This is a genomic window from Formivibrio sp. oc-25 (assembly GCF_055810895.1).
This window is the reverse complement of the sequence record NZ_JBVVOL010000071.1, coordinates 1-2,402: the sequence shown is the minus strand read 5'-3', so window position 1 is coordinate 2,402 and position 2,402 is coordinate 1. Positions and strand designations below refer to the sequence as shown.

2 protein-coding genes are annotated in these 2,402 nt (G+C 57.4%); both read right to left on the bottom strand.

All coding sequences use genetic code 11. The features are described from left to right. Window positions 1-55: 55 nt before the first annotated feature. Window positions 56-802 (bottom strand): IS21-like element helper ATPase IstB, encoded by a 747-nt coding sequence (istB, locus tag AC0KVQ_RS16305; RefSeq protein WP_473422251.1) that lies wholly within the window; start codon window positions 800-802, stop codon window positions 56-58. Beyond that, window positions 789-2,288 (bottom strand): IS21 family transposase, encoded by a 1,500-nt coding sequence (gene istA, locus AC0KVQ_RS16300; RefSeq protein WP_473422250.1) that lies wholly within the window; start codon window positions 2,286-2,288, stop codon window positions 789-791. The genes istB and istA overlap by 14 nt, the downstream gene beginning before the upstream one ends. Between the last annotated feature and the right edge of the window lie 114 nt (window positions 2,289-2,402).

Genomic DNA, 2,402 nt, shown 5'->3' with positions numbered 1-2,402 from the left:
TGTCAACCGGCATCCAATTTTTTCCACCGACCGGCGTCCAAAAGTTTCCACTTGATCAGCAGATTTTCGCCTGACTTTTCCGCTGCTTGAAACGGAACGAGTCGTTGCCTGTTTCCAGGATTTCGCAGTGATGCGTCAGTCGATCCAACAAGGCCGTTGTTATCTTGGCATCGCCGAACACGGTGACCCAGTCGCCAAACGACAGATTGGTGGTGATGATCAGGCTGGTTTTTTCGTATAGCTGGCTGATCAGGTGAAACAGCAGTGCCCCGCCTGATGTCGGGAACGGCAAATAGCCCAGTTCATCCAGAATTACCGCATCCATCTGCGCCAGTTGCTTGGCCAGATTGCCCGCCTTACCCAACTGCTTTTCCTTCTCCAACTGATTGACCAGATCGACCGCGTTGAAGAAGCGCACCCGCTTGCTGCGGTGGATGGCAGCAATTCCCAGGGAGGTGGCCAGATGGGTTTTGCCGGTTCCTGTGCCGCCAACCAGAATGAGGTTATGTGCGGTTTCCATGAAATTGGTGCTCGCCAGTTGCTCGATCTGCGCTTGCTGCAACGGGGTTTCCGACCAGTCAAAGCCTGCCAGATCTCGATGTATCGGAAACTTGGCAGCTTTGAGCTGGTAACGCAGGCTGCGGGTTTGCCGGTCTTGTTGTTCTGCATCGATCAGCCGATCCAGCCAGGCTTCCGGTGCGGATGGCTGACGCGGCTTCTCGGCTTGCAGTTCACTCCAGGCTGCAGCCATGCCGTACAGCTGCAAGGATTTCAGTTGTGCTATCCGGTCAATGCAGGACATGGGCACCTCCACGCAGCAGGTCATAGCGAGCGCAGTCGGCCAGTGGTTCGCTGCGCAACTGCAATTGCTCGGGCAAGCTGATGCGAGCCGGTGGCTGTGGTGTCAGAAGGCGCCGCAGTTCATTCATGACGATGGCACCTGTCACCACACCCGTTTCCAGACTGAGTTCGCAAGCAACTTGCAGAGGTTCCAGTCCGGCCTCCCGGGCCAGTTGCAGCAACTCGACAAAGGCTCGGTCACCCTTGGGTTGCTTGAGCAATCTATCCCTGACACTGCGAATGGGCGTGGGTAAATCCCACTCCACAAACGGTGCGCCATGGCGCAATGCGCCTGGCTTCTTCTCCAGCACCGGCAGATAGTGCCAGGGATCGCAGACCAACTGGTTCCGACCAAACTGTCGCGGATGTTCGGCGATGGTTTGCAGGTCATGCACAATGCGTAATCGGTCAGCGCTCAGTCGGACCGACACGGCTTTACCGGCAAAGTCGGCCGGTACGCTATAGCGGTTGTAATCCACACGAACCAGACAGGTGCTGGAAACGCGCAGGATTTCTTCAAGATAACCATCAAAGGGGGCCACAATGGCACGTAATGCGGCTTGCTCTTCAGCGAAGACCGTCGCAATCGGACGGTCTTCGGCGGGATGCGGCCGGCTGGCCAGTTCCTGGCAACGCTTTGCCAGCCAGTCATTGAGGTCCGCCAGACTGGCAAAGCGGGGTTTGGGCGTAAACAGCCACTCCCGGATATTGCCGACCTGATTCTCCACCTGTCCCTTCTCCCAGCCGGATCCCGGTGTACACGCCACCGGCTCAAACAGGTAATGGTTGGCCAGCGCCATGAAGCGTGGGTTGAACTGGCGCTCCTTGCCGATCAGGATCGTTTGCACCACCGCCTTGAGGTTGTCGTAGACCATCCGTTGCGGCACCCCGCCGAAGAAGGCAAACGCACGGTTATGCGCATCAAACAGCATCTCCTGGGTTTCACGGGGATAGGCGACGACAAACATTTGCCGGCTGTAGACCAGACGGAAGTGCGCCACCTTGACCTTCTGCGAGGCACCGTTGATGTCGACTTGCTCGTGGCTCCAGTCGAACTGGCAAATCTCGCCTGGCGCAAAGCGCAGCGGCACAAAGGCTTGGGACACTGAGGGGCGTGTGCTGCTTGCCTTCCAGCGTTTGACGAAACGGCGTACACCGTCATAGCTCCCCAGATAACCCTCTGCCTGCAGTCCTTCAAACAGGCGTTGTGCGGTTCTGCGCTGAGATTTGGGCAATGCTTGTTCGACAGTCAGCCAGGAAGTCAGCAACTGCTGGAAGGCGTCAGTCAGCTTTGGCGCTGGCTGATGCTGCCGCTGATAGGTAGGCGGTGATGTGGTTCGCAGATGTTTGCGTACCGTGGGACGGGAAAGCTTCAGGCTACGCGCAATCGAAGTAATGCTCTCGCCACTGACAAGATGGCGACGCCGGATTTCGGCGATGAGGTCCATGGATAACACCCCAGGTTTCTCCGGCAAAAAGCCGGATGGTTGCACAACCCGGGGTGGAAACTATTGGATGCCGATCACCCCGGAAACCTGGAAAGTTTTGCATGCCGGTTTACA